Source organism: Anatilimnocola aggregata, from assembly GCF_007747655.1.
In the GTDB taxonomy this organism is placed as follows: domain Bacteria; phylum Planctomycetota; class Planctomycetia; order Pirellulales; family Pirellulaceae; genus Anatilimnocola; species Anatilimnocola aggregata.
On sequence record NZ_CP036274.1, the window covers coordinates 1575062 to 1600425 of the forward strand.

General features: G+C 57.1%; 24 protein-coding genes and 2 pseudogenes. 7 read left to right on the plus strand and 19 right to left on the minus strand.

Annotated features, from left to right (window positions below; all coding sequences use genetic code 11):
* Nucleotides 1–87: 87 nt before the first annotated feature.
* Nucleotides 88–2292, minus strand: coding sequence for a DUF1549 domain-containing protein (locus ETAA8_RS06115; RefSeq protein ID WP_202921598.1), 2205 nt, complete (start codon nucleotides 2290–2292; stop codon nucleotides 88–90).
* A 413-nt stretch (nucleotides 2293–2705) separates the two neighbouring features.
* Between ETAA8_RS06115 and ETAA8_RS06120 the strand changes: the two genes are divergently transcribed.
* A complete protein-coding gene (locus ETAA8_RS06120) occupies nucleotides 2706–4094 on the plus strand; it encodes an MFS transporter (protein WP_145086368.1) in 1389 nt (462 codons plus the stop codon).
* 49 nt (nucleotides 4095–4143) lie between these two features.
* On the opposite strand, the gene ETAA8_RS06125 is transcribed toward ETAA8_RS06120, so the two are convergent.
* The 14 genes from ETAA8_RS06125 to ETAA8_RS06185 all read right to left on the minus strand — a co-directional run bounded on the left by ETAA8_RS06125 (nucleotide 4144) and on the right by ETAA8_RS06185 (nucleotide 17569).
* Nucleotides 4144–6084, minus strand: coding sequence for a M14 family metallopeptidase (locus tag ETAA8_RS06125; RefSeq protein ID WP_145086371.1), 1941 nt, complete (start codon nucleotides 6082–6084; stop codon nucleotides 4144–4146).
* Nucleotides 6085–6088: 4 nt separating this feature from the next.
* Nucleotides 6089–7831 (minus strand): M14 family metallopeptidase, encoded by a 1743-nt coding sequence (locus tag ETAA8_RS06130; protein WP_202921599.1) that lies wholly within the window; start codon nucleotides 7829–7831, stop codon nucleotides 6089–6091.
* Nucleotides 7832–7917: 86 nt separating this feature from the next.
* Complete coding sequence (locus tag ETAA8_RS34405) at nucleotides 7918–8217, minus strand: SdpI family protein (protein ID WP_202921600.1); 300 nt, start codon at nucleotides 8215–8217, stop codon at nucleotides 7918–7920.
* Between the two features lie 130 nt (nucleotides 8218–8347).
* A complete protein-coding gene (locus ETAA8_RS06140) occupies nucleotides 8348–8983 on the minus strand; it encodes a hypothetical protein (protein ID WP_145086380.1) in 636 nt (211 codons plus the stop codon).
* 130 nt (nucleotides 8984–9113) lie between these two features.
* Complete coding sequence (locus ETAA8_RS06145) at nucleotides 9114–9506, minus strand: DUF4405 domain-containing protein (protein WP_145086383.1); 393 nt, start codon at nucleotides 9504–9506, stop codon at nucleotides 9114–9116.
* A gap of 24 nt (nucleotides 9507–9530) precedes the next feature.
* Nucleotides 9531–10289 carry a sulfite exporter TauE/SafE family protein gene (locus ETAA8_RS06150; RefSeq protein ID WP_145086386.1) on the minus strand — a complete coding sequence of 253 codons (759 nt, stop codon included), beginning with the start codon at nucleotides 10287–10289 and terminating at the stop codon, nucleotides 9531–9533.
* Nucleotides 10286–12439: a heavy metal translocating P-type ATPase gene (locus ETAA8_RS06155; RefSeq protein WP_145086389.1), complete on the minus strand. Its 2154-nt coding sequence runs from the start codon at nucleotides 12437–12439 to the stop codon at nucleotides 10286–10288. Before ETAA8_RS06155 ends, ETAA8_RS06150 begins: the two co-directional genes overlap by 4 nt.
* Before the next feature lie 11 nt (nucleotides 12440–12450).
* Complete coding sequence (locus ETAA8_RS34410; RefSeq protein ID WP_202921601.1) at nucleotides 12451–12627, minus strand: hypothetical protein; 177 nt, start codon at nucleotides 12625–12627, stop codon at nucleotides 12451–12453.
* Nucleotides 12628–12647: 20 nt separating this feature from the next.
* Nucleotides 12648–12956, minus strand: coding sequence for a hypothetical protein (locus tag ETAA8_RS06160; protein ID WP_145086392.1), 309 nt, complete (start codon nucleotides 12954–12956; stop codon nucleotides 12648–12650).
* The gene (locus ETAA8_RS06165; RefSeq protein ID WP_145086395.1) at nucleotides 12953–13678 is read right to left on the minus strand and encodes a cbb3-type cytochrome c oxidase subunit II; all 726 of its coding nucleotides are present in this window, start codon (nucleotides 13676–13678) and stop codon (nucleotides 12953–12955) included. The genes ETAA8_RS06160 and ETAA8_RS06165 overlap by 4 nt, the downstream gene beginning before the upstream one ends.
* 56 nt (nucleotides 13679–13734) lie before the next feature.
* On the minus strand, nucleotides 13735–15219 hold the full coding sequence (locus ETAA8_RS06170) for a cbb3-type cytochrome c oxidase subunit I (protein ID WP_145086398.1): 1485 nt from the start codon (nucleotides 15217–15219) through the stop codon (nucleotides 13735–13737).
* Between the two features lie 2 nt (nucleotides 15220–15221).
* The gene (locus ETAA8_RS06175) at nucleotides 15222–15860 is read right to left on the minus strand and encodes a hypothetical protein (protein WP_145086401.1); all 639 of its coding nucleotides are present in this window, start codon (nucleotides 15858–15860) and stop codon (nucleotides 15222–15224) included.
* A 61-nt stretch (nucleotides 15861–15921) separates the two neighbouring features.
* On the minus strand, nucleotides 15922–16995 hold the full coding sequence (locus tag ETAA8_RS06180; protein WP_202921602.1) for a cytochrome c: 1074 nt from the start codon (nucleotides 16993–16995) through the stop codon (nucleotides 15922–15924).
* Between the two features lie 124 nt (nucleotides 16996–17119).
* Entirely contained in the window at nucleotides 17120–17569 is a 450-nt protein-coding gene (locus tag ETAA8_RS06185; RefSeq protein ID WP_238397690.1) for a hypothetical protein, read from the minus strand.
* A gap of 520 nt (nucleotides 17570–18089) precedes the next feature.
* Here ETAA8_RS06185 and ETAA8_RS06190 point away from each other — a divergent pair.
* From ETAA8_RS06190 to ETAA8_RS06210, 5 genes are read left to right on the plus strand one after another with little or no spacing between them, the layout of a single operon-like run.
* Nucleotides 18090–19241: a sensor histidine kinase gene (locus ETAA8_RS06190; protein ID WP_145086407.1), complete on the plus strand. Its 1152-nt coding sequence runs from the start codon at nucleotides 18090–18092 to the stop codon at nucleotides 19239–19241.
* Between the two features lie 17 nt (nucleotides 19242–19258).
* Nucleotides 19259–20008 carry a response regulator gene (locus tag ETAA8_RS06195; protein WP_145086410.1) on the plus strand — a complete coding sequence of 250 codons (750 nt, stop codon included), beginning with the start codon at nucleotides 19259–19261 and terminating at the stop codon, nucleotides 20006–20008.
* A complete protein-coding gene (locus tag ETAA8_RS06200; protein WP_145086414.1) occupies nucleotides 20005–21417 on the plus strand; it encodes a hybrid sensor histidine kinase/response regulator in 1413 nt (470 codons plus the stop codon). The genes ETAA8_RS06195 and ETAA8_RS06200 overlap by 4 nt, the downstream gene beginning before the upstream one ends.
* Nucleotides 21414–21857, plus strand: coding sequence for an ANTAR domain-containing response regulator (locus ETAA8_RS06205; protein WP_145086417.1), 444 nt, complete (start codon nucleotides 21414–21416; stop codon nucleotides 21855–21857). Before ETAA8_RS06200 ends, ETAA8_RS06205 begins: the two co-directional genes overlap by 4 nt.
* 6 nt (nucleotides 21858–21863) lie before the next feature.
* Nucleotides 21864–23243, plus strand: a complete 1380-nt coding sequence (locus tag ETAA8_RS06210; protein ID WP_145086420.1) for a sigma-54-dependent transcriptional regulator — start codon at nucleotides 21864–21866, stop codon at nucleotides 23241–23243.
* Nucleotides 23244–23377: 134 nt separating this feature from the next.
* On the opposite strand, the gene ETAA8_RS06215 is transcribed toward ETAA8_RS06210, so the two are convergent.
* The 4 genes and pseudogenes from ETAA8_RS06215 to ETAA8_RS35540 form a co-directional block, all read right to left on the minus strand.
* Nucleotides 23378–23863, minus strand: a complete 486-nt coding sequence (locus ETAA8_RS06215; protein WP_145086423.1) for a hypothetical protein — start codon at nucleotides 23861–23863, stop codon at nucleotides 23378–23380.
* Nucleotides 23856–24323 carry a universal stress protein gene (locus ETAA8_RS35195; RefSeq protein WP_238397691.1) on the minus strand — a complete coding sequence of 156 codons (468 nt, stop codon included), beginning with the start codon at nucleotides 24321–24323 and terminating at the stop codon, nucleotides 23856–23858. Before ETAA8_RS35195 ends, ETAA8_RS06215 begins: the two co-directional genes overlap by 8 nt.
* Before the next feature lie 381 nt (nucleotides 24324–24704).
* Nucleotides 24705–24836: pseudogene (locus ETAA8_RS35825) on the minus strand (hypothetical protein); the annotation flags it as partial.
* A gap of 11 nt (nucleotides 24837–24847) precedes the next feature.
* Nucleotides 24848–24958, minus strand: a pseudogene (locus ETAA8_RS35540) (hypothetical protein); the annotation flags it as partial.
* Between ETAA8_RS35540 and ETAA8_RS34415 the strand changes: the two are divergent.
* Nucleotides 24951–25100 carry a hypothetical protein gene (locus ETAA8_RS34415; RefSeq protein WP_202921603.1) on the plus strand — a complete coding sequence of 50 codons (150 nt, stop codon included), beginning with the start codon at nucleotides 24951–24953 and terminating at the stop codon, nucleotides 25098–25100. The pseudogene ETAA8_RS35540 and the gene ETAA8_RS34415 overlap by 8 nt on opposite strands.
* Nucleotides 25101–25364 lie beyond the last annotated feature (264 nt).

A 25364-nucleotide genomic window follows, 5' to 3' on the forward strand; every position in this document is an offset into this window, starting at 1 on the left:
GGTTGGAGGTGGTTGGCTCAGTTAATTACGATTCAGCCTCGCAACCAAGCCCTCTCCCCAAAGTACTAGGGCTAGGGAGTTTGGACCTTATCGGCGGCTCAAAAACTCGGCGGAGTTAATCATGCTCCACAGCAGATCTTCGTAGCCAGTCTTGCGCTCGCCAACCTTCGCCAGATGCGTGCGACCGATCTGAACTTCCTTTTCCGTCGGCTTGCGAGCGAGCACCGATTGATACAAGCGGACAATCGCCTTGGCATCGTCGGCCTCTTCTGTAACGATCTTCGCCAGCACCGTACCGCTGCCCGGCGAGGCGTCGATCTGTTTTTGAATCTGGTCGTTGTTCATCAGGAACATCGCTTGTTGCATCGTGCGATTGACGTTCGACGCTTCGGCCGAGGGATCGAAACCGAAGGCGTCGTTGATGAGGTCTTGCGTGCTCTTGGGGGGCGGCGGGAACCGCACACCTTCCGGCACCGGTGGTGGTGGCGGAGTGATGTTTGGCAGGTCAATGCCGGCCTTGAGCGAAGCGAATACTTCGTCGCCACGCAAACGACCGGCAGGAACCACCGCGAAGGGCTTATCTTCGCCGGGGAGCGCGTCGCGCAGCGGGCGTTGATAGGCCTGGCTATTCACTACCGTGCGGAAAACGTCTTTAATGTCGAACTCGCTGGCCACAAAGTGTTCAGCCAGGGCCGCGTGAACTTCGGGTAGCACGCTGTCGGCCAATTCGCCGATTTCGTCAACAGGTTCGCAGAAACCGCGCCCCATTAAGCGGGCCCAAACGCGATTCGTGAACGCCTTGGCGAACCAAGGATTGTCAGCCCCGACGATCCACTTGGCCAATTCCGTGCGACGCAGGATGTCGCTCTGCCCCAGGTCGGACTTGTGCGAGAACGCGATGGGCTGCATTTCTTTGTTGGTAACCGGCATTTTGTGTTCGCCGGCAGCTTTGCTCGAAACAACGATCTGGTTGCTGTCGTTCCAAGGGAGTTTGGTCTGCACGCGGACGAAGAACGCAGCGACGTGGTGGAACGTCTCCTGCGGCATATCGATGAACTTATGGTCGTGGCATTCGGCACATTGAATTTGCGTCGAGAGGAAAACTCGCGTCGTTTCCGAAGCGAGACGCGACTTGTCACCTTGATGGAAACCGACGTAAGTCGCAGCTGGGTTTTCGCCCACAGTGCCGCTGGCGGTGATGATGTTGTAGGTCATCTCATCCCAGCCGGTGTTCTTGTTGAACTCCTCAGCCAGCCAATTTTTGAACGGACGATAGTTGAGGAACGTGAGTTCGGGCTGCGGCGTGCGATAGCTAATGACGTCGCTGAAGTAGTCGGCCCAGTTGGTGCCGAACTCGGTCGAAGCGAGCAGTTTTTCGACCACGCGGGCTCGTTTGTCCATCGAGTGATCGGCTAGGAAGGCGTGCATCTCAGCCATCGTGGGCTGGCGGCCAATCAAGTCGAGCGATAGCCGGCGCAGAAAAGCTTCGTCGCCGGTAAGTGGAGCATTCACAATGCCGCCGACGAACTTCTCCATCAGCGTGTCGAGTTGCTCCGCCTTCAAGCGGCCGTTTACCTTGGTCGACTTGCTCCGTTCGAAAGCCAGGGCCTTTTCAGCGGTAACCTTGGGCGTTTCCTTCTTCATGGGCGCAGGCTTGGCGGTTTTCGGTTCGCCGGGCTTGGGTGCGGCCTTTGGTTCTACGGGCTTGATGGCGGCCAGCAACTTGGGGGGGGCGTTTTTTTCGCCTTCCGCCTTCAGCTTGGCCCATTGCTCGGCAGTCATGATCGCGAAGGCATCGGCGATGACGACACCCTTTTTGTTGTCTTCGGCTGAAACCACAATCGTGGCCGGCCCAGCATCGAAGCTGAATTCGGCCAGCCAATGCAGACTCCACGCACCTACAGGGACGCGCTGCTGATTGACGACGTAATCCTTTTCCGTATCGCCGCTGCGAACGGTTACCTTGGCCGTCGTACTGCGATTGCCGCCGGGCGTGTACGAGAAGAGCACCTGATATTCCCCAGCCTCTTCCACATCGAAGCTGAAGGTGGCCAGGTTACCGGCACCGCCGGCACTGTACGAATAGCCTTCGCCGACGAACGGCTTCGTGTTCACCGAATCGGACCACGTGCCGGCAAATTTGGCAGCTGAATCGTCGATGACGATGCCGGGCAGCTTCGCCGGATCGATAGCCACGCCTTCAGCGGCAAAAGCGGGTGACAGGCTGCTCAAAAGCGTCCCTTGCAACAGCGCGATGCTGGCAAAAGCGAACAGGGAGAATGGTCGCTGCATGTCAATCGACTCCATTATCTGCGGCGGGCAAATCAGCACGGCAACGGAACGTTGCCAGCTGGGGTGGGCGAAGGAATATTCTGAGTTATCAGTTTAAGTGCAAATTGGGGCCGCGGTCAATCAAAATGAGCCGCGGTTTGCCTCCAAAAGCGGGGACCGCGACAGCTTGTCGAAGTCCCCGCTATATCTGGAGATAGGACAGAATTCAGCAGGCCGCTACGCGCTCTTCTTTTCCATCGGGCGGCTGGTGTTGATCGCTGCAGATCGATCCGTTCCTGGCGCTGATTTCAGCTGATTGCTGGCAACCGGATTCCGCCCTAATCGGCCCGATTTGGCCTGCTTCGCCAACTTCCGGCCAGTAGCAGCTGTCATCGCGCCGCGCGAGCCGCTGGAAATCGGACTATACTGCTGGCATGAAACAGAGCAGGAAGCACCGGACGACCGATGCCATGCAGACGCCGCGCGCAGGAAGCGCTGACGACCAGCCCACCGGCATTCTGGCCGGTGACGGGGCTCATCTCGGCCAGGGTCCGCCGGGCGAATCGCGCAACTTTATTATCCTGGTCATCTATCAGGCCCTGATGCGCACCGGCTGGATCTTCAAGACCGAAAGCGTGATTATGCCGGCCGTGCTCGAGTCGCTGGCCGGCGCACCTTGGATGCTCGGCTGCCTGCCGATGCTCAACCGCTTCGGCCAGAGCATTCCGCCGCTGCTGATTGCCCGCCGCATCAAAGTGCTGCCGCTCAAGAGCCGGGCGTTCATTGGCACGACTACGGCCATGACGCTGATGTTCGCCGGCATCACCGCCATCTGGCTGACCGGGCTCGATAATCATCCGCAGGCGGCTTCGTGGATTTATCTGCTGCTATACGCCATGTTTTTCACCGCCATCGGCATCAATCAACTGGCGTACAATACGCTGCAAGGAAAGTTGATTCGCCCCACGCGCCGCGGCCGCCTGTTGATGATTGCCGATGTCATTGGCGTGACCTCCGCCGTGGGTTGCGCCATAGTGCTGCTGCCGCGCTGGTTGCACGAGGGAAGCGCCGACTTCGAATGGATCTTTGGTTTTTCGACAGTCCTGTTCGCAGCTGCTTCGCTGATGGCGTGGCAGATTCAAGAACTTCCCGATCATCACGAAGAACCCCGCAAGCCCTTGCGGCGCTTATTCGAGGGTGCGTGGCGCACGCTGCGAGAGGATGCAAACTTTCGCCGCTTGGCAATGGTCTCCGCCCTCTTCACCACCGCGCTGCTGTTGTTTCCCTTTTATCAGTCGGTCGCGCGGACCAAGCTCGGGCTGGGCTTTCCGATGCTCGTGTGGTGGGTCGTGGCGCAGAACGCTGGCACCGGCCTCTTCAGCATTCTTACCGGGCCCATCGCCGACCGCTTTGGCAATCGCCGGGCACTGATCATTGTGACATTACTCATCTGCGCAGCTCCGCTCCTGGCAGCGGTGCTCATCTCGCAAGAAGATCTGGGCAAGAACACGTTTTCGCTCGTGTTTTTGCTGATTGGACTCACCCCGGTCGCGCAGAAAACGTTCAACAACTACACGCTGGAAATCGCGCCAGCCAGTGAACATCCACGTTACTTGAGTACGCAGAATCTGTGCATGGCTGCGCCGCTGTTTCTCTCGCCAGTGGCCGGTTATCTCGTTGGGCTGATTGGGTTTTTGCCGGTTTCGATTGGCATTACGGCGTTACTCTTCACCGGATTCTTGCTCAGCTTTGGACTGACCGAGCCGCGCGACCGCGTTCCCGGTACGCCCGTCTTCACTACCGGAGACGATAGCGCCATTTGACGTGGGATAGGCATCCTGCCTATCATATTTTTGCCCCAGCCTATGCCACTTATTCCGCTGTCTTACTGGCCTGGCCACCTTTGACGCTCTTCACCTGCACTTGCAGCGGGCTTTCACCTTCGACGAGCCAGCGCACATAGGTTACGCCATAGCTGCCAATCGAATTGAGCTTGATTTTTTGCGGCTCGCGCTTTTGCTCCTGCGGATCTTTGAAGAACGGTTCGCTGCTCTTCAGCCCCAGCACCACCTTCTGCAATTTCGCGCCGCTTAGTTCCACCGTATCGGGCGGCGTGATCCGCCGCTGCACATCGGCGGCCGAGTGCGTGGGAACCAGTTTGCGGTTCTCGATAATGGCAGTCACTTCGGTCAGTCCGCCGCCAAGATCTTTTTTCGTCACCGACTGGATCGAGACCAGCGGCAACTCGTCGGCATGGTAGAGAGTGAAGGCCATGTTCCGGTGGCATTCTTCTTCGAGCAAAAACGATGGCGGTTGCCGGATCCAGTTTTTGCGCATGCCGCCGACTTCGATCTTGCCGTACTGCGGATGATTGATTTCTTTCCAGCCCGAGAACCCCTCGCCGAGCAGCAAGTACTTATCGAATAGGTGCTGCGTTTCGTTGCTGCCGAAAAAACCATCGTGGCCGGTCGTGCGAAAGAAATTGAACGGCGTGAACAGCTCATTTGTAAAGGTCCAGACGCCGCGGCTTTGATGCAGCCAATCGACTTCGCCACCCCACACTTCGTACAGATCGTTGGCGATGTTCATGTAGCGATAACCAGGCAACATTTGCTCGGCCCGTTTGCCGAGCACGTCGTACACCTTCAGATCCGAGCCTTCAAAGCTGTCTTCTTTTGCGCCAGGGCCACGCAGGATCATGCCCCCCGCGTTGTGATAGGACTGAGCACCAGCGATGTTCGGCCGCGTCGCAATAAAGTCGGCCACAAAGCGATTCTCGAGGATCGAATACGGATAGCGATGCGCACCGTTCTGCACGTAATCAGGCTGCCAGTTCCAACCCCAATCGCGATTCGGGTCGTAATAGCCGTCGCTATCTTCGTTCACGCGGCCGTCGCCGTCGTTGTCCTTTCCTTCCTGACCGAGAATCGTGAACTCGCCCTTCTCGCCGTCCTTCACCGGCACCAGCAGGTTCGGATGATCGGCGTGCGGCTTGTAGCGGCCGTTCTTATCGCGCACGCGCATCATGGTGATGCTGCCGTCTCCGTCCAGATCGTCCGGGCCATCTTCATCGACGAGCCCATCTTTATCGTCATCCACCGGTCGCTGACCGCTGCGGGGCGAGTGCGTGGTGTTGGCTTCATAGAAGTGAGCATCGCGACTATCGGGGCTCATCATCGGCATCAGAAAGAAGACTCGCTCGTCGAGCAGCCGCTCGATGGTTTTGCTCTCGCCGCGCATTTCGAGCAGCGTCCAAGCGGTGTACAGGACCACTTCGCTGGCTTGAATTTCGTTGGCGTGAATGGCACCGTCGATCCACATGGCCGGGCGACTCTGGTCGTCCCCCTTGGCAAAGTTCGTAACCGTGAGTACCCACATCTCGCGCTTGCCATAAGTCGTGCCGAGCGACTTCAGCTGGGCGAATTCCGGATAAGCCTTTGCCAGATCGTGCAGCAGCTTGGTGCTCTCGGCATAGTCGTGATATCGGTTCCACTGCGCGGGAACCTTCGGCGAGGACGGCGAACCGATGGCCTGGTAAGGAGTCTTTTCTTTGGGTTTGGAAGCTTCCTTGTCTTGTGCCGCCACGACAGAAGTCAGCAAGGTGACGATGCCAAGAACTGCCAATGTCCCCAATCTTTTCACAAGACTCCCCGGGTGGCACGGGCCCTGCCCGTGTTGATCTGCCGAACAGGCTTCGACCAGCAACGACCCTTCGCAAAAAGGTTCGTTGTTCGCTTGGAGTTGCGAGGCGACGCTCCCGAGCCGATCCAGCACTGGCTGAATGCCAGTGGCCCCCTCATGAGATGACTTCATGTTGTTAATCTTTCAGTTGAATCGTCTTGGTCACTTCGCCCACGGCCGGTGCCCAGAGCCGCAACTTCACTTCACTGGGGGCTTTGTCGGGAAAACGAAGGAGCCAGGTTTCTTCAGCAGTGCCGGTGAGCCCAGCAAGGCGTTTGATTTCGGTGCGGGCATGACCTTTGAGGAAAACCGTTTCCTTGGGGATTTCGATTTCGAGTTGCAGCGGATAGGGAATGCCATTCACGCTCCCCATTTCCGGCATCGTGGAGAGATAGCCCGCATTGGCAGCTGTGGCTTTCACGCGGTACACGCCGCCGCCGAGCGACTCCGCGGTGGCTGCGCGCAGTTCCAGGTTCGGCAATGATTCGGGTAGCTTCTGCAGGAAAGCGAGGTGCTTCTCGGCGAGCGCCTCGAGTTCCTTGGCTGGCGGATTCACATCGACGAGCGGCTTGAAGCCCCCCACTTCGACTTTCTGACGCGGAAAGTCAGGATGTTTGATCTCTTTCCATTCGACGAAGCCATCCATGTCGTTGGCCTTGAGCCAGTTCAGCAGATTGATCTGCTCGCTGCCGCGCTTCTCGCCGGAGTGCTTTTTCTCTTCTTTCTTCTCGCCGTCCTTGTCTTCCTCTTTCACTTCCTCCTTTTTGGGCGAAGTCTTTGGCACCCACCAGGCACGAGCATTGAGCGACCAACGGCCATAGTGAAAATAGGCCCAGCTGCTGAAGGCGCCTTGTACATCTGGCGGAGTGGGAGCATCGCTGCCACCGTGAGTCTTGCGATAGGCTTCGGCCAGGTAATCGATGGCTGTCGCATCGCTCCCCAGGATGTTCTTGCGAATGCGATCCTTTTCGGTTTGAGCGTTTGCCTTCCAAGGATGGAACAGGTTGTCGTCGGTCGAGAAAGTGAAGACCGCGGCGACGTTCACCTGGTCGAACAGAAAATCGGCGATTGCGCGGCACTCGGGTTCTGACACGGCATTCGGCCCCGTGTTGGGCTGGAACGGTTTGTAGCCAAACGTGAAGTTGCGATCGAGCGCCACGCCATCGCCGGCATCTTCGTTCCACTGCTCATCGTGGTCGTCGTCGATTCCTTCGCTCAGCAGCTTGTAGCGGCCGCGCTCGTTTTTCTTGGGGTCAGCAGTGATGAGCACTCGCGGGTCATCGGGATGCAGCATCAGCGTGCCATCGGGGTCTTCGATCCGCATCTGCGTGATGTAGCCGTCGCCATTCAGATCGTTCGGCGGATCTTCGCCGAAAGCGAAATCGCGATCGTCGTCGGTTTTCCGGTCGTTGCCCGCAGGCACGCGATAGGGACTCGCAAAGCACCTTTCGCTGCCATCCGGTTCGGGGCGCGGAATAATGTGCAGCGTGACGCGCTCGAGCAGTTGCTTCACCCCTTCGTCGTCGGCCTTGGCCACAATCTGCTGCGCCAGTCGCAGGGCCAGTTCGCCACCGATTAAGTGCGAACCTTGCACGTTCCCCACGATGGCCAGCGCGGGCTTGTTGGTCAGCGGTTTGACTTCACCACGGGCAATGGTGATGAGCCAGATATCGCGGCCGCCGGCGCTCTTGCCGAGCGACTTTACCGTGACCAATTCGCTTTCGGCCAGCTTGTTGACAGCTGCCGAAAACGGCTCGAACTGCAAATAGCCATCCAGTGCCGGATTGACCGGTTTCGCATCCGGCTCGGCACTCTCTTGAGCGACGGCCATCGTCACCAGCGCCAGCCAGACCGCCAAACCGCGTGAAAGAAGGGGCATAATCCGCATCATCGTTAGAGAGGGAAGCGCGCAACCAATCAACCATAGCATAGTCAAAAGCGGCGGACTTCTCCCGCCAGCTTGTCTCAGCGCCGCGCGGTCAGTTTTCGCAGGTAGGCAAAGCTGCTGAACACCGCCCAGACGAGCGCGATGATCGTCGCCGCCAGGCAGCTGAAGGCAAAGCGCTCCAGCTGCTGATTGGGGAGCAAATAGAAGAGGACCGCCGCCGCGGCAATCACCAGCCCGGCATAGAACAGTCGCCAGCCGGCAAAACAATTCGCCGCGTACCAGATGATCGGATCGTCCAGCGTCGCCTTCACCCGAAAACCATACAGCGGATTCGGGTTGACCCAGCCGCGCATCAGCGGCACCGCCAGCAGCGACATGAAGAGCCCAGTGGTCACATAAATGGAGAGGAGAAGTAGCATGCGTGCGGAGAGGTCGAAGGTTCGAATTAGTTTTGCCCTGTTTGACTCCATTAGGCCCGAAGCGCCGGCGCTATGCCAGCCCGAAGCGCTATTCCTTGGCCCACTCTCGGAGCTTGCGGGCCTTTTCATGGAGCCGAGTTTGCGCGTCGGGCGAGTCGGCGATCGTGGCTATGCGCAAGTATTCAGCAGCGCCGAAGAGGATCGCCGCGCGGTGAGCAGGGGAACTTGAACCCACTTCCAGCGTCACTTGCGGCTCAGCATCGCCGTGCATCGCTAGGGGCAACAAAGAATCCAAAGCCCTCTCTTGGGCTTCCAAATCATAGGCCGGGGTCCAAGCAATATGATCGACTTGTTCCAGCGAGTCGATTTCTACAAGTTCGAAGCCCGGACGGTATGCGCGCAGGGCCAGTGAAGCGCTCGACCGGTAGTCGTAGTTCAATGCCCCCATGAAAAGATAAACCCCGACGGGCAGAGATGGCTTAATTTGTGTTGCCACCTGGCCAGTCTCGGACACCGGAATCTCGGCAAGAGTTTCCCTCTCAGACCTCGAAAAATCAAGCTTGGACTGCACGCTATCAACCCGAAAGACGCGAACCTCTCCCACTGGGGCGTCGAGTTGCAAAGCCTGCGTGTAGTCAAGTTTGGGGTAGACGTAGGGAATGACACAGCCGCCGACACAAGGCAGGCAGACGACGCACACGACAAAGAGAAAGGCTCGGTGCATGAGCTTTTAAGGGTGCCAGCGTCCACCGATTGCGGATTGAACATTCGTGGCGAGTTAAGTAGGGACTGGCGCGATTTCTGTCAACGTAAGATCGTCCAGAATGAAGTCGACGGTTGACTAACGGCTTTGATCAATTGCTAGATCGAATGGTGAGAGCGGCGATCGCGATGGCTCCGCCGACGACATTCAGCAGCACGATCAGCAAGCCGACTCCGACGATGGTTTGCGTCCCTTCATCCATCTTCGCGCGCTTGTTGCGCGTGAATTGGGTGACCAGGATGCCGCAGACCCAGCTCCAGTGGAGCATCAGGTGCACGAGTATGCCGAGCGCGAGCGTGGCGATAACGCCGAACTGAAACGTGCTCCACTGCTGGTAGTTGTAGCCCCACAAATACCAGCCTGCGGCGTCGGGACCGGGGGGAAAGACAAACCGGACGATGACGGCGGTCGCCATCAACAGGGTGAAGTTGACGAGCAGTAAAGCGTCGAGCAGGAAGTTGATTTGGGAACGCGACAAGTGCATGGTGATCACAGGCTGGGGACAAAGCTATTTCGTGGAGTTCGATTCGGCGGTGCAGAGCGGGCAACCGGCCGTCGGACGATCGCCCCACGAAACATACGAGAGACCACGAGCCAGCGACACGACGCCCGTGAGGACGAGGCACCAGGCGGCAAAGCCGAACAACCAACGGCGCGAGCCCAGACTCAGCAGTTGGCCGGTGGTTCCTGCCAACACCAGCAGCGGCATGGTGCCAAGACCAAACACGAGCATGGTCGCGCCCCCCAGCAGTACCTGGTGCGTGCTAGCCGCCAAGGTGAGCATGCCGTAGAGCAAGCCACAGGGAAGAAAGCCGGTGCAGACACCCGCGATCAAGGCACCGGTATGACCTTGCCCGCGAAAGAACGGCGCGAAGAGCAAACCGCAACTGCCGCTGTGATGGAGATTTACGGGAGTCAATTGTTTCATGCCGAACAGGCGTTGAAGCAGTTGTCGGAGCTTCGTTGCGAGGCCCGTCTCTTGCAGCCCTTTAACGATGAAGACGACTCCCGCGATGATCGCGAACATGGCCGGGACGTTGATCAGCGAGGCCGTGTGACGTGCGGTCCATTCGCCGCTGAAACCGGCCATCAGTCCGAGGAAAGAGTAACTCAGAAGTCGCCCCACGGAGTAGAGCAACTGTCGGACGAAGGCCACGGACCAGCTCTTGGCGCCGGTGCTAATCCCAATCGCCAGGGGACCACACATTCCCAGGCAATGAGCAGTTCCGAGCACTCCGGCCACGAAGACCAGCGGCAATTCGATCACGGGGACACCTCCGTGGCGATCGATAGAGGAGGATGTTCTTCATCCTCGACAGGTCGTGGTGCTTCGAACCGCGCGAGTGCCAATGAGTTTGTGACCACAAACAGGCCGCTCAGGCCCATCGCAATTGCGGCGATGACCGGATGGAGCCAACCGGCGGCGGCAAGTCCGAGGCCGATGACGTTGTAGCCCAGTGCCCAGACGAGATTCCAACGGAGTGCGTGGCGCGTAGTAATAGCCAAACGACGTAGAAACAGGAGGGAACTCAAATCGTTACGCAACAGACAAATCGGAGCGGAGTGGCGGGCGATATCGGTTCCGCCGGCCAGCGAAATGCCGACATCGGCAGTCGCCAAGGCGGGGGCGTCATTGATGCCGTCGCCAACCATCGCCACGGGGCCGTTGCTATGAGAGAGCGACTTGATGGCCAGCAGCTTTGCTTCCGGCAGCAGTTCCGCTCGGTAGCTCAGGCCCAGGCTGGTCGCCAGATGCCTGGCGCGCGAGTCACGATCGCCAGTGAGCATCAACAGATTCAGCTGTTCGGCGGCCAGTTGTTGCAGCGTGTTCTTGACGCCGGAGCGCAACTGCTCGGAGAACAAGAACTGTGCTCGCACCCGGCCACCCCAGGCCACGAGCGTTTCCGCAGTTGCATCGTCAGCGGGCAAACTCAGTTCGCGGCAATCTTGGTGGCACGCTTCAAGCCAGCGGCGATTGCCGAGAAGGACATCGGTACCCAACTCGGGCGAGTAACCAACAACACCTCGTCCTGGCAAGTGCCGGGAGTTGGTGACACCACTGAAACTTGCTTGATGAGAGTGCTCCTCTCGACACCAGTCAGCCAGAGATTGCGCCAAAGGATGGGTCGAGTCGATGACCAGATCGTTCACATGAGCGGAGACCTGAGAGAGCGAGACGCCGGGAGCGAGGTTGTAAGCGGTGAGTTGAGGCTGGCCCGTCGTGAGCGTGCCGGTCTTGTCGAAGCAGATCGTCTTCACTGCTGCGAACTGCGTGAGCGCATCTCCGCTGCGGATCAGAATTCCTGCCTGCGCGGCACGAGCAATCGCAGCCCACAAGGCCATGGGAGTGGCCAGACCCAAGCTGCAGGGGCAGGCAATGACCAGCACAGCCACAGCCGCGAGCAGGCCCTGTTCGAATTGGCCGCGGCTGACATGAATCGCCAACGTACCCAGGGCCAACATCAGCACAACCGGAAGAAACCAGCGGCTGATGCGTTCGGCAAGGCGCTCATAGTGCGAGCGGGAGGCCGTACCTTGTTTGACGGCTGCGATCATCTTGGCGATCGTTCCTTCGCCCGCAGCTGACGTGGCTGCGATGACCAGCGGACCATCCAGCACCAGCGTGCCGCTGTAGACGAGTGCTTCGCCGAACTTGTGCGCGGGAGCGCTCTCACCAGTGACTGCCTGCTCGTCGACAAGGGCTTCCCCTTGTTGAACGATTCCATCGGCGACGATTCGCTCGCCGGGCAAGACACGAAACCATTCGCCGGGCTGCAGATCGCTGGCCGGCACAATAGTCTCGACGTTGTTCATCCACTTGCGCACCGTATCGGGCAACAGTTGCGACATCGCACGCAGGGCAGCGGTCGTTTGCAGCTTGCCGTTGGCTTCGAGCCATTTGCCGAGTGTGACGCCGAGCAGAATCGCGCAGGCAACTTCGCAGTAGATATGCCCGCCGAACATCACCGAGTAAACAGAGTAGCCCATCGCGGCGGCGACTCCCACGATCAGCAGCACGCTCATCGAACTACGTCCCGCCAGGAGTTCGCGCCGCGCGTCTTTCACAATCGGGGGACCGAGCAGCAACAGCACGGGCAACGAGAACAGCAGCGAGGCCGAGCGAAACAGGCCATACCAGGCCGAGGCGAGTTCATTTGTGGCCGATGTCTCGGACCACAACAGCAGCGTGCAAACCATCACGTTCATCGAGAAGAAGACGGACAACCCCAGCTTGGTCATCGTCCAGCGAGATTGCGCTTCGTCACCGCTGCTGGCAGCGATCGAAGCAGCAAACCGACAACCGTAACAGCAGTATTGATGTCCTGCTTCATCGGTGGCCGCGCCGTGCGTGATGGGCAGTTCGCAAAAATCGCACTGTGCGCGATCGTTGGCAACTTGGCCCGCGATAGATGCCATGAAGGGAGCGCTCAAAACCTTTGGAACAGTTCTACTCGCAAGGAAGGAAATACATATCGAATGGTGTAAACAATCGCGAAGATCCAAAAGCCGATCCAGATTACGCGCACGTACCAGGGAATGGCGTTTCCCACGTAATCGTGAAATCGTTGATCGCTCTCGGGAGTTGTGGGGTCAGGCTGCGTCATGGTTCACTTGGTTCGGGGAGTTACTTTTGTTGGTCGAGCAAGGCTTCGCGGTCGAGCATTTGCTGTTTGGGCTTTTCGATATCGCGGAACATACCGCGACCGGCTGCCCACAGCAGCAGGCAAAAAAAGCCCAGGCTGGCGAGCAAATAATTCATGATGGGTGCGACGGCAAACGCGCCGCCGGACTCACCGCGGGCGACGTTGATCAACTCGATGAACTTGCCAATGAAGCCGTAGCCGCTGGGAATGAGGATCAGGACCGCGAGCAGAATCGTCACGCGAAACTGCCACTCGCTGGCCTCTGGTTGTGAGGTTGATTTCGCGTTCATTCGGAACTCCGCAGATGATCGATTTCTTCATAGTAGGGATAGCTATCGAGCCAAGAGCCAAGCCATTGCACATAGGCGATGAGCGCCAGGCCGCGCCGATTCGGCTGATCCGGTGCGCCTTCGAACAGCCACGGATAGTCCGGCATCGGCGAATCGGTCGAGACTAAGGAGGGCTTGAAAAAGTGGACTGCGTGCCAGTCGTTACTGCGCCGGCCACCTTCGCGGCTCAGGTCGGGGCCGACGCGGCGAGTGCCAAACATCACGGGCCGCTGCAGTTCGTTTTGATACTCTTCGGTCTTGGCAACGGGTCCGAAGCGGAGCGACTCATTGGATACAGGACGCACAAACTGACTATGGCAATGCCAGCAACCTTCGCCCACATAAACCTGACGACCTAAACGGAGCGCTTCGGCGGAAGTGAGGACCACTTGTTCTTCGAGCTTGGCGTTGTCGGCTATCAGTGCTGCGCGCACATCAGCGGTGGCATCGGCGGGGATCTCTTTGGGTTCCGGCAGTTCGCCGAACGCCTTAAGGAACGCTTCCGGATAGCGATCCTGCAGATTGCGAAACTGACGAACGAGTCGCGGGTTGACTACTTGTTCGGCGGTCTTTTCGGGCAGGTCTTTGTACATCATCATCGGCAAGGCACCGTTGCTGACGAACGCGAAGACAAAGAAGCCAATTCCCGCAATGAACAGAATGCCTGTTTTGCTTTCGAACATCGACTAGAGTCCACCCAAGGAGTGCATTGATCCGGGAACTGGATTGCTTCGGAAGCTCAGCTACCGAGCACGACGACGGAAGTGCTGTCGCTGCTGGTCGGTTGCGTGACTTCGCCGCGAACAGTCATGGTCAGGTTGTAGAGAAAACAGAGCAGCCCGCCGAACATCATGAAGCCCGCAAAGGCACGCACGATCCAGAAGGGCTGCGAGCCGTTGGTCGACACTTCCCAAGGTTGCATCGAGGCCCAGTAATAACCTTGGAACACGCCAGCCAACGTAAGGTCCAAAAACATGATGAAGAGCCCCACGGCCGAGAGCCAGTAGTGCCATTCGATCAATGTGCGGCTGTACCACTCGCGCTTGAGCAGGAGCGGAATCAGGTAAGTCATGATGCCGAAGAGCCAGAGCGTAAACACGCCAAACATCACCAGGTGAGCATGCCCCACGACCCAGTCGGTGAAGTGAATCAACTTCTGAAAGGTCAGCGTGACTTGCAACGCGCATTGAAAGCAGGTGATGAAGTAAAACACCATGCCGGTATAGAAGTAGCGAATCGGCAGGTTGTCGATGAAGGCACGACCTCGGCCCCACAAGGTGCCGAAGAAGTTGATCACGACCGTCGCCACAACCAGTTCGACCGCAATCGTCGAGATCACTGCTCCATACTGCAAGAACATCGGAATCGGCGTGTAGAGGAAATGGTGAATGCCTTGCAACGGATAGAAGAAGGCGAGCCCCCAGAAACCCACCAGCGACAGACCGTGGCTCCAGATCGGCTTCTTCAGCATGATCGGGACGAAGTAGTACATCAGGCCCCAACCCAACGGCGTCACGAACAGCCCGACGAGATCGTGAATGAATAGCCCGCCAATCGCGCCGGCGCTTGTTCCTGCGACTGTGTACTCGGGCAGGAGATTGCCCATCGCCACGGTGAGTGGTGTCCAGACAAACATCGCCATGAAGTACCACAAGCTGACATACATGGGCCCCTTGGTGCGGGCAATCGGCATCATGAAGTTGTACGCAACGAGCAGCAGACCGACGAGCGAAAGAGGATCGATCCAGAAGGGAGTTTCGCCCCATTCCAAACCTTGGGCGCCGAGACCCATCGGCAGGTGATACGTCTTGGCAAGGTACATGACCCAAGGTTGATCTTGAAACGTTGGGCCCAGGATGATGCCCGCCGCCGTGCTCAAGACGACGAATTGCCAGGCAAAGAAGATGAAGTACGACAGTTTGCGGCTGGCGACCGGGTGAAAGGTAAGTCGCGGAATGGCCCAGTGAATCGTCCCCAGGAACGCGTTCGCCAAAAAGCCATAGGCGATGGCATTCGTGTGGAGCATGCGCCAGCGACCGGGCGAAAAGAGCTCGATGCCGCTAAGCGGATTCGCCTTGATCAACTGGAACGCCATCAGGATGCCAGCGAGCATCGAGATCGTCAGGAATGACAGCGCCATGTAGTAGTACCACATGATCAGTCTGTCATCGACAAGTTCTTCGTGCCGGGGCGCTGATTCAGTCGGTGCAGCCAGTGCAGTCATGTTCACTTCGTCCGAGCTTGATATGGTTCAAATTTGCCGAGCGGATACACCAGCGCCATCGTCCAGCCAAAGACCAGGTGGGTGAGCACTGCGACCCAAATCGGCAGATGTTCCGGGTTCACGATCCAGTTGCCGCCGAACAGGGCTGGCTGCAACCAGGAGAGAATCAGATAGAAGTTGATGAGCCAGATCGCCAGCGACAAAACCGTGGCAATTGCGAGTCGCTTGGCCAGCCCACCCCCATTCGCAAAGCGGGTAAGGATGATTTGAAAGGGGATGCCGAGAAACATCCCAGTGGCGATGTACAGACAGCAACCGAAAATGAGAATCAAGCCGTCAGGCAGCGGCTCGAGTGCTCGTTCGCCTAGCCCAAACGTGAGATAAATTTTAATGAGTTGCAGCGGATGCTGATCCGGCGCGCCGAAGAGAACCGAGCCAACCACGTTGAAGGCCAGGCTGACGAGCGCCGCGATCATTCCCAGAAAGAAGCCGGCGGTTGCGTAGTAGGTTAAGTAGAAGCCGCGGGACCACTCGCGCGATGCCGGTGTTTCGTTTTCCACGGCTTCGGCTTCTAACTGAGCAACGCGGCCGCGTAACTCGGTTAGCTCTTGCAAGATGGTCTGAAGATTCTGTTCGGTCATGGCGAGTCGTTGTTACGGAAGGGATGGCTCTGAAAGGACACTTCGAGCGAAGGTGAAACTGCTATTCGCTGGGGGCCGCGGCGGGCTCCACTGGTTGAGCCTTCAACTGCTCGCGAATCTCCGCGTCGATCACATCCATGGGCAAGGGCTGACCATTCGCCACACTGTTCACGAAGTGCGAAAGGTGCCAGATGGTATCGCTGCGTTGGGTCTCGGTTTCGCCTTTGTTCGCATCGGGCTGAGCGAAGGCGGGCATCGGAGTGCCATTGATACCAGAGTAGATTCGGCGATAGATATCGATCGGACGACCGCCACCGTGGAGCGTGCCCGTGGTGAGGTCCGCTGCACGCGCAACGCGGCCCCAATCATCTTTGCCGATGTTTCCCGTCTTGATGCCGCGCCCATCATGTCCGTGGCACTTGTAGCAGTTGAGTTGCACAAAGGCCTTCGCGCCAGCGGCAATTGTCTCCTCGCTGGGAGTTATTTCTCGTGTCAGCGGGCGTACGATCTGTTGCTCTGCTTCGTCCCAAGATAGGGCAATTCCCTGAGCCTGTTCGGCGACGATGGCTGGAACGACATCGTCTTCTTCGGTGAGATCAGCCTGCGCGACCTGTCCCAGCCGATATTCAAGTTCGCCGCGTGAACTGAGCAGCATGACGTAGTCAATCACGGCTTCAAGATCGTCCTCCGTCATCCATGGGAACGAAGGCATGCTCGTCCCTTTCGCTCCACGACGAAGGACACGCTGCAGATCAGTTCGCCGAGGCTTTACACCACGCGGAGTGCTTGTGAATTTGAACTTACCTAAGCGATAGTCGCGCGGGGGAGGATCGAGGTACTTCGCCGCGGGACCTTGGCCGTCGCCGGTCACGCCGTGACAACCGGCACACTGATTGAGATAAACGGCCTGACCGTGTTGCAGGTGTCCCCGATCTTCGCGCTCGATTAGCTTCGGCTGCGGAGCATCCGCAGGCTGTTCCTCAGCAGGCGCGACCGCGAGAAACTTCGGAAAGCGAGCCGTGCCAAAGTAGTCTTCCAGACTGGCTTGAATCTGCTGTTGATGCTTCGCAGGAAGCTGCTGCAGATCAACGCGCGACGTGTATTTTAACTCGACTGGTGCACCACAGCCGGACATGAGCATCGTCGCCACCGCAACGCAGGTCGCAATCCTACTACTTCCCAATAACATCTACGTTCACTCGCTCGCTTCAAAAAATGCGTGTCAATATCGAGAGGAATTCGCTGGTTGTACTTTCGTGTTACTTCGACTCGCGCATTTGCTTATGGCATTGCACGCAACTCACCGTGAGTTGATTGAAACCCAGAGTGACCCCTTCGATGTTATCTTTGTTGGCTTGGCGAATGATTTCGTCGAGCGACATGTCGAAGGCCTGCAACTGGCCGCGATAACCTGGATTTCGGCCACGCATAAACGCCTCGATTTTGCCTAGGCTTCGCATGGTCTGCGCGCTCTGAGCAATCTTGTCGCAGTCTCCCGAGGCAATTCCCTCGAGGATGTGCCTGGAGAAATCGAGCTTCTTCTTCATCCAGAAGCTGACCGGTTCACCTTGGTGCATTTCAGTAGTTGCACTGGGCTTTGTTGCTTCCTTGTCGGAAGCTGGCGTCTGAGCAAGCGTCAATCCATAGGCCGCACAGATTGAAACAAAACCAACTACGAAGTAAATCATTCGTCCGATCGTGCTCTTCATAAGTTGACCTCGGTGATGGAGAGGAAAATCGCTGTCGGCGAGCGCGTAAATGCATTTCCCGAGCCAAACGCAGAAAACACCAAGAGCGTGCTTCAGCTCTAAGAGAACCGTTGCCTGACCGAAATCCGTGCAACGGTGACAGCTGAGGGTAAAATTTGCCATTTTCAGCTGAAATCGAAGTCTCGATCCGTGTACTCACGACGCCTGCGGGCTCGATGCGAACGAAACTTGCACACATTTCGGTTGATCTGTTTGCACAAACCGAAGGGACACTGTCTTTCTCGATCTCGAATCACAGGCGCGCGAATTCGCACGCTTTTGGAGTCGCAAGCGCGCGGTTCGGGTTGATTTGCTTACTCGATGCGCCATCTCGTCGAACCAATGCGGCTCAGATAGCATTATTTGGCACTCGGCACACCGGTTGCCAAGCTACGTCGCTGCGTCGTCGCTGCTCGCTGGTGCGGTCTGCGATGTTGCGGTGTGTCTGTCCGAGTTACTTTCCTTTTGCCGCACAATCAGAATGACCGCCTTTCTTCGCTATCAAGAGTTGCAAAGGTATGTTGGCTGGACAGACGTCGATTCCGAGCGTGTCCAATCGGTAGGGCCGCTCCTTGCCAGCGCCTTCGGACTACTGATCGATGACTTTTATGCGGAGATTGAGCATCATCCCGACGCCAGTAAAGTCATCACTGGTGGTGCAGAACAGATTTCTCGCCTCAAGCGAAGCTTGCACCGCTGGCTGGAGGAGCTTTTCTCCGGCAAATACGACCGAGAGTACGTCGAACGGCGCTGGCGAGTGGGGCACCGTCACGTCGATATCGGGCTCAGCCAGGTTTATACCAATGTCGCTCTTTCGCGGCTCCGACACGGCCTGCTACGGACCCTGGAAGATCGCTGGGAGCGAACTCCAGCCGAGCTATTGGCCTGCCGTGGATCGCTGAATTCCCTCCTGGACCTGGACTTGGCGATTATCGAAGATGCCTATCAGACGGAGTATCAGCGCAGGCAAGCCACCGCGGAACGACTCGCCACCATTGGGAAAGTAGCGGGCGGAATCGCTCACGAACTGCGCAATCCGCTTAACGTGGTGAAGACTTCTGTTTACTTTTTACTGAACGCCCGGGATCCTTCCGAGGAGAAGAAGCGTGTTCACCTCGAGCGAATCGAGCGACAAGTCGGACTCGCGGACAGTGTAATTACTGCCCTGAACGACTTCGCTCGCCTGCCAACTCCAGAATTGCAGCCTGTCGAAATCGAGGCCTGTTTGCGAGATGTGCTCGACCTGGTTTGCTTGCCAACCAATATCCAACAGGAGTGGCATATTGCTAGCTCGGGACTCAAGATGCTGGGAGATCGCTCGCAACTGGGCATCGTGTTTGGGAACTTAATTCGCAACGCCCGCGATGCCATGCCTCAAGGAGGAACCCTTCGATTCTATATTGCCGTCGAAAGTGAAATGGCGACGATCCGATTTCAGGATACCGGTAAAGGAATTCCGCCGGAACACGTCCAGCATATCTTTGAGCCGCTCTATTCCACTAAGGCGAAAGGGATCGGGCTAGGGTTATCGATCTCACGCGATATTGTCGATCGGCATCAAGGCACGCTCACCGTCGCCACCGAACCGAATGCCGGTTGCAGCTTCTACGTCCGTTTGCCAGCCGCTCGGTGACCAATGGGTGAACTGTCATGAACACTAAGAACTCACGGCTGCTGATTGTTGATGACGAAGCAGACACCTGCGCCAATTTGGCGGACATTTTTGGCGAGTTGGGCTTCCATGTCGACACCGCCAACCATGGCGTTGCCGCGCTTGAACTCGTGACAACTCAGCCGCCTTACGACATTGTGCTGCTCGATTTACGCATGCCCGGCATGGATGGCCTGGAGCTTTATCGACGAATCAAGCAGATCTCGGCAGGGACCGTCGCGTTGATCGTAACTGCTTATGCCAGCAGCGACACCGCGAAAACCGCGATCGCTGCAGGTGCGCGGCATGTGATCTCGAAGCCTGTTAGTATTGCGAAGCTAATCGGACTAGTGGAGTCCGCCATGAATAGTCCACTGCTGCTTGTTGTCGATGACGATCATGATCTGTGTGACAATCTCTGGGACATCTTTCACAGAGTTGGCTACCGCATTCACCTGGCGCACGATATCGATGCGGCGAGCCTAACGCTGCAGAATTGCAGTTTTCAGGTGGTTCTGCTCGATATGAAATTGCCGAGCGGCGAAGGCTCCAGTGTCTTGAAGGTGGTTAGAGCCACCAATCCGCAAGCTCGCACCATTGTCATTACGGGTTGCGCGAACGACCAGGAGATTCGCGTGCAACAAGCACTCAGGGAAGGGGCTGCTGCGGTGGCCTACAAACCGTTCGACGTCCCTGTCCTGCTGGAAATGGTTACAGCCAACCTGCATCCATTCGGTGACAAATCATGAAGCGGTTTCAGCCAGGAGCCAAGCTTACCACCGCGCGAGTTTTCGTGGTTGACGATGACGAGGATACTCGCAACAACCTGCGCGATATTCTCGAACTGGATGGCTACGAGATCGAAGACGCCTCTTGCATCAGCCAGCTTTTTGCCTTGCCGGGGTGGGATACCGTTTCTCTGATCCTGCTGGATCGTAAACTTCCAGACGGCACCCCCGAAGACGTGCTGCCGCAGATCAAGCAGAAAGCTCCCCAGGCGAGCGTGATCATCATCACCGGTTACGCGGATGTTGCAGCTGCTGTGTCGGCACTACGAATGGGTGCGGCAGACTACATCATCAAGCCCGTGAACGCCGGTGCTCTGCGCGCGAGTCTGCGGCGGGAATTGGAGCATCAGCAGTCCGAGCGGCAATTGGGCGCCCTATTCGAAAACGCGTTGGACGGTCTCGTCATTTTCGATCGTCAAGGCCACATCGTTGACGCGAATCCGGCCGCATGCTCAATCCTGGGCACCTCACGCGAACAACTGCTGGACCAGGACTTGCAATCGCCGCTTACCTGCAGCGCATTCGATCCAGCAATGCAGGGATCACTCTGCAAACCCGCTAATCTCCGCGGCGAAAGTCGACTGAAGTGTCACAACGGCAACGAAGTTCAGGTGGAGCATCAGGTGACTTATGATTTCTCGCCAGGATTGAATCTCATCTCCATTCGCGATGTGACGGATCGCAAGCGCTCCGAGCAACGCGCATTGCAGGCGGAGCGATTAGCGGCGATTGGAGAAACAATGACGGCGCTGGCTCACGAAAGTCGTAACGCGCTGCAGCGCGGCTCTGCGTGCCTCGAGATGCTGGCGCTTGAAGTCGAAGACCGCCCCGTTGCGCTGGATTTGGTGGCACGAGCCCAGAAAGCCCAGCAGCAACTGCGGCAACTGTATGAAGAGGTTCGGCAGTGGGCCGCTCCGATCAATCTGCAACTACAAGCCGTGGAATTGTGCGACGTGTGGCGTGAGGCGTGGCACCAGGTTACTCAAGTGCATCTCGGAAAACGGCTTAAGCTCGTCGAGTTCGTCGAAAGCAAATCCAATTGTCGAATCGATCCGAACAAGTTCTCGCAGGTTTTTCGCAATATCTTTGAGAACGCCGTGGAAGTATCGCCCGACGCTGGCGTGATTGAATTGAAGTGCAAGGTCAACGAAGCGAAGGAACTGACGGTGTCGATCCTCGATCATGGTCCTGGACTCTCTGCGGAACAGGCCGTGCGATTGTTCGAACCATTCTTTACCACAAAGACAAAAGGGACCGGCCTGGGACTTGCTATCGCTAAACGTTTGATTCAGGCCCATGCAGGTGAGATCTCCGCGTCGTCGCCAGGCGGCGCTTGCATCGAAATTACCATTCCCCGAGGCATGGTATGACGATTCGCTTGCGAATTGCGATCGCCGACGACGAAGCCGATATGCGCGACTTCCTGGCCCGCATGCTGCCTCGTTGTGGCCACGAGGTAGTTTCCAGCGCCAAGACCGGTTTGCAACTCGTCGAGGATTGTCGTCGCGTTGTGCCTGATCTGGTCATCACCGATATCAAGATGCCGGAACTCGACGGCATCGAAGCTTCGACGCTGATTAATCGCGAGCGGCCGGTGCCAGTGATACTTATCTCGGCGTATCATGACCCTGTTCTCCTCGCGCGTGCCGCCAACGATCACGCCCTGGGATACCTGGTCAAGCCGATCACGTTTGCCGATCTGCAGCCCGCAATCGACCTAGCGATGGAACGTTTTAACGAGCTGCAGTCTCGATCCACTGGTGATCGCATATCACCGGATTCAGCTCCCACCTGCCAGCCCAAGCAATGATCAGTCATGAAACCATCTGTTGTTGATGTTCTAGTAGTTGATGACGACGAAGACTTTCGCCCACTGCTGCTGCAGAAGTTGAAGCGGAGCGGCATGAACGTAGACGGTGCAGCCAATGCTGCGGAGGCACTCGATTTGGCACAACGTCGGCAGTTTGATGTGGCCATCTTCGATATGCAAATGCCGGGAATGTCGGGGCTCGAATTGCTGGAAAAGTACAAATCGCAGTTTCCCGAAACCGAAGTCATTGTGCTGACCGGGCAAGGAACGATCGAGTCGGCCGTTCAGGCCATGCAGTTGGGCGCGTTCAACTATCTGCAAAAGCCCTTTGGCCTGAACGAATTGGAAGCGCAAATCCAAAAAGCAGCAGAACGCCGCGCGCTGCGAAAAGAAAACGAACAACTCCGCACGCTGCTCGCCCGCAGCCGGTACGGCAAACACATTATCGGCGAATCGCCATCGATGAAGGAAATATTTCGTCTCATCGAGCGGGCTGGTCCCAGTGACCGTGCCATTCTGATTCAAGGCGAAAGTGGTACCGGTAAGGAACTGGTTGCCGAAGCGCTCCATCGCTCGAGTTCGCGCGCCGATCGGCCGTTGGTGGCCGTTAATTGTGCTGCCCTGCCTGAGACACTACTCGAGAGTGAACTCTTCGGACACGAAAAAGGATCCTTCACTGGCGCAATTGCTGCCAAGCAAGGCTTGTTTGAAGCGGCCGACGGAGGAACTTTGTTCATCGACGAAATTGGCGAAATGCCGGGTGCACTGCAGGCCAAATTATTGCGCGTTCTCGAGAACGGTGCCCTCCGCCGCGTTGGTTCCATCCAAGAGCGCAAAGTGAATGTGCGTTTGCTGGCCGCCACCAATCGCGACCTGAGAAATGAGATCAAGGCTGGTCGCTTTCGCGAGGATTTGTACTATCGCATCAATGTCATGTCTCTCGAACTGCCGCCGCTGCGCGAACGCCCCGGCGATATCGATTTGCTCGTCGATCATTTTCTCGGCGACGATTGGCACGTGGAAGACGAGGCCCTGCAACTTCTGAACGGGTACAATTGGCCCGGCAACGTCCGCCAATTGCTCAACGTGCTCGAACGAGCCAAAATTTTGGCGGATGACGATGTAATTCGTAAGAAGGACTTGCCCAAAGAGGTGCTGCAGGGACAATCGTCCGATCCGGCTACTGTCGTGCATCGATTAGCAACGCCCGCCCAAGCGCCGGATGATCTGAACTCGTTTCAACGCGCGAAGGTGCTTTCGGTGCTGCAGCGCGAAGCGTTTAACAAAGCCAAGGCGGCACGGGCTTTGGGGATCAGTCGCCGCAAGTTGTATCGACTGCTCGAGAAGTATGACCTGGCCGATGCGTCGTCTGGCACATTCCCCTAGTCTGCAAACCGCAAAAGGGGGTGTCCAACAATCGTGGTCATTGTTGGACACCACTTAGCGCAACTCTCGGGATTGCGAGCAATGTGTGTCCAAGAATGGGCACTCAAGTTGGACACTTAGGGCGCAATCCGAGGTCACTTCGGATAGTGCGGAACGGTATCCATATGGGTGGAACATCCTTCATCGACGCCGAAGGCCTCGGCCAACAACTCACGCTCGCTTTCCTCGTATAGACGCAGGTCCGAGGCTAGTTGCTGGATCTCTTGTTCGACCATGAACGAGCAAGTCCCTAGGCGATTCCGTCCTTCAAACTTCGCAACAATTCGCTCGATGGCCGCAACGAGTCGAGGCTGCTGCGCCTTCAGGTCCCGTGCTTGCAGAGATAACCTGGGGCAGCGACAAACGGCTTCATCAATGCAGCCTCCACCCTCTTCCTCAGCAATATGCCTAGCCAAGTGATCGCCGAGGTCGCTAAGAAGAAGCTTGGCATCGTCAAATGCGAACGAGCAACCCTTGGCACCCACGACGAGCGATCGAAGCCTCTCCAGCAGTTGCTGCATGTGTTGATGCTGCAGTTGCACATGATTCAAGTACGTACGGCATTCTTCGTGGTCAGACATGAGCAGGCTCCTTGATAAATGCTGCTTTCGGCAATTTCACCGAATGACATTTCACCGTGATAACTGGGCAGGGTGCCTTGCGAACGACTTCCTCCGCGACACTACCCATCAGAAGTCGATACAAGCCGGTACGACCATGCGTCGGCATCACGATGTAGTCGATGTCGTGCTTGAGTGCAAAGTTTACAATGGCCGCCGCAGGCAGGCCGACAAGCAAGTGCCGCTGTACCACAATGTTGGAGTTGTTCACCTTGATTTCATCGAGCAATGCTTGCAAGTGCTCACGGTGAGGTTGCTCCAAACCGTAATAGAATTCCCCACCGCCGTAAGCCATGGGTGGCTCTTCAACGTGAAGAAGTACCAGTTCCGCGCCATGGTCTCTCGCTAGAGACTCCGCCAGCTTCAGAGCGTGTTCGGAACCAGCAGAGAAATCCACCGGGAACAAAATTTTGGTCTTCATACAAACCTCCTGCGAATCATTCGCGAGCGACGAACCCACATTGCCAAAGCTAACTTGCCTCGAACATTCGCAAAAACAATGCCACTTCGTGAGGTCAGCACTAGGATGCGTGCAAATGATGTTTCCCTGCAGAATAATGTGCAAATCGTGGCATGTAAGTCGAAAGCGGTAAAACGAATTAAACGACCGTTTCACATCCTTTCGCACATACCTACGTGCGATGTCGCACGCAATGTGCAGCCCCGCGCGCTGCTGTACTTCAGCATTCGCAACAAAAATGTGTCCCACCTGAGGCTCACTGGCCGTACTGGCTGTGACCCACGAAGACCATAGCGCAACCATTTCGTCGGAAGTCTTCTTCGTCTTGTCGGATTTGAAGAACAGATACTTGCCGTCGTCCCACATTTCGCTCGTCGCTGGGTCAAGGCAGATGGAGATGTCGTCGCCTGGCTTGTGACCCGCCTTGGTGATCGCCTCCAAGATGACTTCGACCGCTTCGACGTTTGACTTCAAGTCGGGAGCAAAGGCACAATGGCCGAACCAAATGTGCCATCGTCCAACGTGACTTGCCCTTCAACGGTCGGGTTGCCTCGTGAATCGAGAACTTCCGGAGCGACGATTTGCTTGATGAGCATGACCGTTTCCTACCGGGGAGCGAGCGAGTTGAGTCGTTCAGTATCCCACAAGCTCGCCAACGCCCACAATCTGCGCCGCACGTTCGGCGAGAAGTGTTCGAAAGTCGTGATGCCGGCGGTGCTGCAGCAGTTGATGAGGTAACAGGGAATCAGCACGACGATGGCTTTTTACGTCGGCCAAAATGCAGAGTCGACCGCTGACACTGTGTGGGAAGCGGCCGGAAAATCAACTCTTTCGTCAACAGTCACGAAAAAAGCCTCGCAACCGGTGAGTTGCGAGGCTTTGAAGTAATTTTGTAAGCCCTTAATCTTTCGAGGCTTACGTCAGCGGAGGGCAAGGGCCTGGAAATCTCGCTGCAAAGCGACTGCTGCAAGGAATTTTGCAGTACAGAGTTACGTCGTATTG